Genomic DNA, 7,114 nt, shown 5'->3' on the forward strand with positions numbered 1-7,114 from the left:
TGGGTGCAGGCTGAACGCAGGTTTCGCGGAGTGGGCCGAGCGGCATGGATGCCGCGAGAGCCGCCCCCCGCCATGGATGGCGGATGGCGGCGGGCCCACGGAGCGGGACCGGAGTGAAGGAACCCTGACGAAGGAAGGGCCCAACCGAGAGCAGGCACTTTTGGTTACTTTTAGTGCTTTTTAAAAGTAACTCGCCGAAGGCGAAACCCGAGGCCGTTAGGCAGACGCCCCAGATTTTGATCCTGATCCCGATCCGGATTCTGAAAATCAAAAATCCAGCTTCACCCGCGCCACCAACTGCCGCGGCTCGCCGATGGAAATTGCCGGCGACCCCAACCCGCTCGCCGAGGTGTAATACTTCTCGTCAAACACGTTTTTCAGATTCAACTGCAGCGTCACATCACGCTCATCCAGCTTCACCTTATAAGCCACGAACGCATCGGCGACTTGCGACGACGGCAAGTCATACTCCTTCCCCGCGCCATCGTTCACACCCCAACGGCTGGCAAACCGCGCACCGGCACCGGCGCGCAAATCACCCACGCCAACGTGCCCAAAATCACGGGTCAGGTACAGTGCGCCAGTGTGTTTCGACACACCGTCCAGCGGCTGACCCTTGAGGATCGGGTCTTCCAGAACCTTCGTGTCGGTGTAAGCGTAGCTACCAGTGACGCTCCAGACGTCGTTCAACTGCCCGGTGATGTCAGCCTCAAGCCCACGCGAGCGCACCTCGCCGGACACCCGCGTGCACGTCTCGGTGCCGCACGCTTCGCTGGTCTGCACGTTCTGCTTGTTGATGGTGAACAGCGCCACCGTCGCGGTCACGGCGTCGTTCTGAAACTTGGTGCCGATTTCGTAGGCCTTGCCCTCTTCCGGCGGCAGGTCGCCGATCGGCGAGGAAACGGAGGTGTTGGGGCGGAACGACTCGGTGTAACTGCCGTACACCGACCAGTCCGGCTGGATCAGGTACACCAGCCCGACACGCGGCACGACTTTGCTGTCTTTCACGTCGGCACCGACCACGAAAGACCGGCCCTTGCCGGTGAGTTCGTCGAACGCGTCATAGCGCAGGCCGGTTTGCAGGATCCACTTCTCCCCCAGGTGCATGGCGTCCTGAACGAAAAACGCGTGGGTGCGCAGATGATCGGTCTGGTCGCTGTTGGCGGCGCTGACCGTGCTCGGCTCCGGCGTCACCCCGTACACCGGCGCGTTGTAGTTGAAGTCGACCTTGTTGGCGCTGCGGTACAGATCGCCCAGGTCACGGTCGTTCTTCATGTAGTCGGCGCCGATCAGCAGCTCGTGGCGCACGTCACCCCAGTACAGATTGCCGAGCGCGCTGACGGTCGCGGTGTGCGCGACCTGCACGGCGTCGCGAGTGGCGTCCCCGCGCCGGGTCACCGCGCCGGTGGTGTTATTGGCCGAAATGAATCGCGATTGGTAGTCGTTGTAATAGTTGCGGCTGTAGGCATAGCCGGTGCGCAGGGTCCAGATGTCATTCAGGCGGTGGTCCATGCGCAAGTCCAGGGAATCGGAGCGCCCGGTGGTGACGTTGAACGGCTCATCCAGGCGCCGGCTGCGCGGGATGTCCAGGACCTTGCCGGTCTGGGTATTGATCTGCGTGCCACGGTCGAACGGCACCGAATATTCCATGTGCTCGTAGGCCACGGACACGGTCGTGTCGTCCCCGAACCAGGCCAGGGAGGGTGCGATCACCGACTGGTCGATGCTGCCAAAGTTGCGCCAGTAATCGTAGTTCTGCTTGTCGGCAATCACCCGATAAGCCAAGCCGTTGGTACCGATCGGCCCGGTGAGGTCGATCTGCTCGCCGCCGCCGCCGAAACTGCTGCCGAAGGCCGACAGGGAACGCGCTTCGACCAGCTGCGGTTTCTTGGTCACCACGTTGATCACGCCGCCCGGGTCCTGCACGCCGTAGAGCATCGACGCCGGGCCCTTGAGCACTTCGATACGCTCGGTGGTCGGGGTGAAGTTGCGCGCCTGCACCGATTGCATGCCGTCGCGCATGATCGAGTTGTCGCGGTTAGTGCCAAAGCCACGCTTCTGGATCGCGTCCTGAGTGCCGCCCAGCGTGTTGCCCTGCTTGACGCCGCTGACCGCATTGATCGCCTCGTCCAGGCTGGCCGGCTGGCGGTCTTCAATGACGCGATTGGTGACCACGTTGACGCTCTGCGGCACTTCCACCAGCGGCGCCTCAGTGCGCGTGGCGACGGTCGCTTTGCGCGCCTGATAACTGCTACGGCTGTGCTCGGTCTCGCTCAACTCGGGCTGAGACGTGGCGTCGATGTTGACCGCGTCCAGCTGCATTTCTTCAGCGTCGGCAAAGGTACTCATGCCCAGCGAGCACAACAGCGCGGTCGCGGAGCACAGGCTCAAAAACGATGCGGGACGAAGAGCGGGTAAAGCGGACACGCGAAAACCGGATTGAGCTGTCATCGAAGGAGGAACCTGAGGCGGCGAGAAGAGAAACGTGCGTTGCGAAACGCATCTGATTCTCACTACACGTACCCTGACGCGATTTACCTCAGCTGAATCTGAAAATAATTTCGAGCGAATGGCGGGTGGTGCTCGATGGACGGCACGAAACACCCTGTATCATTCCGCCCGCTTCCTCCCTTCTTACGTAGCGAAATCAAGGATTGTTCATGCGTATCCGCTCCCTGACTCCTCTTGCATTGATCATCGGCGCGACGTTGGCCGGCCAGGCCCAGGCCAGCAGCGATGACGCCTGTTACCCCAACTGGTCGCTGTTGCACGATTCGCTGGACGTCTGCAATAACCTGCCTTTCCTCACGCCCGGCAATGACAGCCGCGTCAACCTGCGGCTGCTGCTCGCGGACCGCAAGGCGCTGACGCTCAAGCCCAACGCACTGACCGAGGAGGAGCTTGCCGAAGGCTATGGCCCGGTACCGTTTGCGGCGTTCCGGTTGGTGAACGACGAGATCGAGGGCGACGAAAGCGAGGAGTCAGGCGCAGCGGCCATGGCCGACCTGCTGGGCAAGCTGGGCCTGGGCCGCGACAGCAACGACACCGCAGGCCAGGCCTTCTTGCAGGGAGAAGGCAGCCGCTGCCGCAGTAATCGCGACGAGAGCGCCGCTGATTTTATAGCCCAATTGGTTGACACCGAAGGGCTGACCGCCACCGAACGCCAGTCGCTGGCCCGCGCCCGCCTGCAACTGCTGGACGCCTGCACCTGGGAAGCAGGCGCACTGTCGAGCCTGCTGCCGGCCGATGCCCAGTCGCCTGACGCCAAGCCCTTCGCCACCTACCTGCGCGCCGCCTCGGATTTTTACAGCGGACGCTTCAGCGATGCCGAAAACGGCTTCGCCCGCCTCGCCGACAGCACACAGCCGTGGCTCAAGGAAACGGCGCTGTACATGGTCGCGCGGACCCGGCTCAACGCTGCGCAACAAGACGCTTTCGATGAATACGGCAGCCTGAAGGAAGACCACGATCGCACCGCCTATGCACGCGTCGCCGAAGCCTTCGACCAGTACCTCGGCGCCTACCCCGACGGCCGCTACAGCCGCTCCGCCACCGGGCTGCTGCGTCGGGTTCACTGGCTCGCCGGAGACACCGCGCAGCTGGCCGCCGATTACACCCGGCAACTGACCCAAACCGGCGGGGCGCAAGCTTCCGACTCGCCGGAAGCCTTGATTCAGGAAGCCGACAACAAGCTGTTGACGGCCCTGACCGACGCCACGCCCTCGCCGTTGATGACTGCGACCCATGACCTGATGATCATGCGTCCGGACCTGCCGAACCGGTTGACGCGGGAGAATCTCCAGGCGCAAAAAGCGCTGTTCACCCAGCAACCGGCGATGTTCGACTACCTTCAGGCCGCCTTCGCGTTCTACGTCGACAAGAAGCCCGCCGACGCGCTGAAGCACCTGCCCGCCGAGGTGCCGGATACCCTTGATTATCTCGCTTTCAGCCAACAGACCCTGCGAGGCCTGGCCCTGGAAGCGAGCAACGACCTGCCGGCCGCTCAAGCGCTGTGGCTGAAGCTGCTGCCCCTGGCGCAACAACCCTTGCAGCGCGAACAACTGGAACTGGCGCTGGCAATGAACTATGAGCGCAGCGGGCAGCTGACGAAGGTGTTCGCCAGCGACTCCCCGATCAAGTCCGCTCAAGTGCGGCTGATTCTGCTGGGCAAGGTGGCCGACGCCACGCTGCTGCGTCAGCAGATCGGTCAGGGCATCAGCGACACCGAAAAAGCCACTGCACAGTTCGTCCTGCTCTACAAAGACCTGCTGCACAGCCAGTACGCCGCGTTCGCCGATGATCTGAACAGCCTGCCGCCGTCGCCTGCCGACACCCGACTCGGCACCAGCCTGGGTTATGTCTACGGCGCCGGCCAGACGCTGCAGCTCTTGCGCTGGAACGGTGCCAAGGCCGAATCCGGTTACGCCTGCCCGAGCATCGGCGAGATCGCCGCCGCGCTGCAGGCCAACGACAAGGACGCCAAAGGCCTGAACTGTCTGGGTGAGTTCATCCTGCGCAACGGTTTGGACAGCATGCCGCTGGACCAGAAAGGCGGCGCGGGTGAGTTGGGTGGCAGCGAACCCGGCTTCAAGGGCGACGTGTTCTCGCGGTTGGACGGTTACCAGACCGTGATCGCCAACAGCAAGGCCGCGCGAGACGACAAGGCCTACGCGCTGTTCCGTGCGATCAATTGCTACGCGCCATCCGGGTATAACAGTTGCGGTGGCAAGGACGTAACGCCGGCGGTACGCAAAGGCTGGTTCAAACAGCTCAAAACCACTTACGGCGCCACCAGCTGGGGCAAATCGCTGCAGTACTACTGGTGATCAGCGCGCTGTTTCGCATGCCGGTGCTTGCCGGCCTGCTCCTCGCAGGCTTGAGCAGCGGCATGGCATGGGCGGCAGTAGACGCCCGCGACCACGACGCCTTCTGGCTGTGGAGCGGCGTGGCGACCCAGCCGGTGCTGGACCAGGCGAAGACGCTGTATGTGCTGCAAGGCCAGATCAGTGCGCCGCGTCAGGACCGGCAAACGGCGGTGCTGATCGCGCAAGGGATGAGCGTCAGGCGTTTACCGCAGGCGCAGGTGTGGATCGTCTACCGCGCCCATACCCTGCGCTGGCCCGAACCGGTTTACAAACAGGTCTTGGGCCAGGTGCAACGCTGGCGGGACGCGGGTACGGCGGTCGCCGGCGTGCAAATCGATTTCGACGCGCGCACCCGTTATCTGCATGACTATGTGGCGTTTCTGAAGGACCTGCGCCAGCGCCTGAAGCCTGAGCTGAAGCTGAGCGTCACCGGGTTGATGGACTGGAGCAGCAATGGGGATTCCCAGGCCATCGGCGAGCTGAAAGGCGTGGTCGATGAAGTGGTGGTGCAGACCTACCAGGGCCGCCACAGCATTCCCGACTACGCCGCGTACCTGCCGCGCATCTCCCGGCTGGGCCTGCCGTTCAGGATCGGTCTGGTGCAGGGAGGAGAATGGCAGCCACCCGGGTATCTGCGGGACAGCCCGTGGTTTCGAGGGTATGTGGTGTTTTTGCTGAATCAGAAGTAGATGAAGGCGACGCGTTTCATGCAAAGCCAACGGGAATGCGCCGTGATCACTGACCGCATCCCGGCTAAAGCAGCCCTACAACATTGCGTCCCGCGCCGGGGCCGGCGTCACCCGGGAAAAACCCGGTAACATGAACACACCGCGCACCCCGTGGGACCGGCTTCAGCCGGGAAGGCGTCGGTCGCGGCACCGCACCGCTCGATCTCACACTTCAATGTCCAGCAACGCCGCCCCCAGCGCTTTGCCGTGGGCGTCGAGGGCCAGTGACCGTGTGACGCCGCCCTTGAGAATGCCCGGCAGAACAAAATTCAGCGCATGAACATTGGGCAGCTCGTAACGCCGCACACGTGAAACATCGTCCCCCAACAGCTCGGCGAAATGCTTCGCCACCCGCTCGGCCGTCAGCGCTTGCGACAGTCGCGGGTAATCCTCGGGCCGGAAGGCGATGACCGAGATGTTCGAGGTATCGCCCTTGTCGCCGGTCCGGGAGTGGGCCAGTTCGCGCAATTTCACGGTGCTCATGATGCGTCCTCCACATGTACCTGCGCTTTGATGGCCTCGCGCGGCATCAGCAACGACGCCACTGCTATCACCTGCCGCACGCTTTTGGTCGCGCCGCCGCCGCCATAAGGGCCGTTGGTGTAAAGGGTTTCGACTTCGTTGCCGATGCGCACGGCGTCGGCCTTTACAGCGCAGCGAGCAGCGACACGCAGCCGCACTTCCCATGGCTCGGCCGCTGCCCGCGAACCCAGCGCGTTACCGTGCAATGCGTCCACGCCAATCAGCTCGGCGCGCACGTCATCGAAGGCCACGCCGATCAGTTGCAGACGCTCCAGCACCACGTCCCGCGCCAGTTGCGCCCGGGCCAGCGCGCCTGGGCCGCCATAGGAAATCTGGCCCTCGCCGATCCAGCCGTCGAGATAACCGACCGACACCTTCAGCGTCGGCGGACGCGCGCGGCCATCGGCGCCTTCGGCCCGAACCTCATTGGGCGCCACCCGATTAAACGAGACGCCGGAAAAATCCGCGGTCACGTCCGGGGTGAGATACGCCGCCGGGTCGTGCACCTCATAGATCATCTGCTCGGTGCAGGTGGCCGTGTCGAGGCGCCCGCCCGAGCCTGCGACCTTGCTGATCACCGCCCTGCCCTCGGCGTCGACTTCAGCCAACGGAAACCCCAGGCGCGCCAGATCCGGCACTTCTTTAACACCCGGATCAGCAAAGTAGCCGCCAGTGATCTGCCCGGCGCATTCCAGCAGATGGCCGATCAGCGTGCCGCGCCCCAGGCGGGTCCAGTCATCCTCTGCCCAACCGAACGCGAACAGCTGCGGCGCCAGAAACAACGAGGGGTCAGCGACACGGCCCGTGATCACCACATCGGCGTCGGCCTTCAGCGCCTCGACAATCCCCTGCGCCCCGAGATACGCATTCGCGGAAATCAGCCGGTCGCCCAGCGAACCCACGGTTTCACCGTTGTCCAGCCGCAGCTCAGGGTTTGCGTTCAACACCGCTAGCACATCATCGCCGGTCACCGCCGCGACTTTCAGCCCCTGCACACCC

5 protein-coding genes are annotated in these 7,114 nt (G+C 63.7%); 2 read left to right on the forward strand and 3 right to left on the reverse strand.

Features of this window, described 5'->3' with window-relative positions; all coding sequences use genetic code 11:
• Window positions 1-267 precede the first annotated feature (267 nt).
• Complete coding sequence (locus VF672_RS02775; protein WP_331101213.1) at window positions 268-2,451, reverse strand: TonB-dependent siderophore receptor; 2,184 nt, start codon at window positions 2,449-2,451, stop codon at window positions 268-270.
• 209 nt (window positions 2,452-2,660) lie between these two features.
• Here VF672_RS02775 and VF672_RS02780 point away from each other — a divergent pair, with 209 nt between their 5' ends.
• Complete coding sequence (locus tag VF672_RS02780) at window positions 2,661-4,826, forward strand: outer membrane assembly lipoprotein YfiO (protein WP_331101215.1); 2,166 nt, start codon at window positions 2,661-2,663, stop codon at window positions 4,824-4,826.
• A 17-nt stretch (window positions 4,827-4,843) separates the two neighbouring features.
• Entirely contained in the window at window positions 4,844-5,554 is a 711-nt protein-coding gene (locus tag VF672_RS02785; RefSeq protein ID WP_331101221.1) for a DUF3142 domain-containing protein, read from the forward strand.
• A gap of 204 nt (window positions 5,555-5,758) precedes the next feature.
• Here the strand turns inward: VF672_RS02785 and VF672_RS02790 are convergent, their stop codons facing one another.
• The gene (locus VF672_RS02790; protein WP_331101217.1) at window positions 5,759-6,076 is read right to left on the reverse strand and encodes an AtuA-related protein; all 318 of its coding nucleotides are present in this window, start codon (window positions 6,074-6,076) and stop codon (window positions 5,759-5,761) included.
• Window positions 6,073-7,114: acyclic terpene utilization AtuA family protein (locus VF672_RS02795; protein ID WP_331101219.1), on the reverse strand; the 1,042-nt coding region annotated here is incomplete at its 5' end. The genes VF672_RS02795 and VF672_RS02790, both read right to left, overlap by 4 nt.

The organism is Pseudomonas sp. (genome assembly GCF_036387035.1).
Taxonomy (GTDB): Bacteria; Pseudomonadota; Gammaproteobacteria; order Pseudomonadales; family Pseudomonadaceae; genus Aquipseudomonas.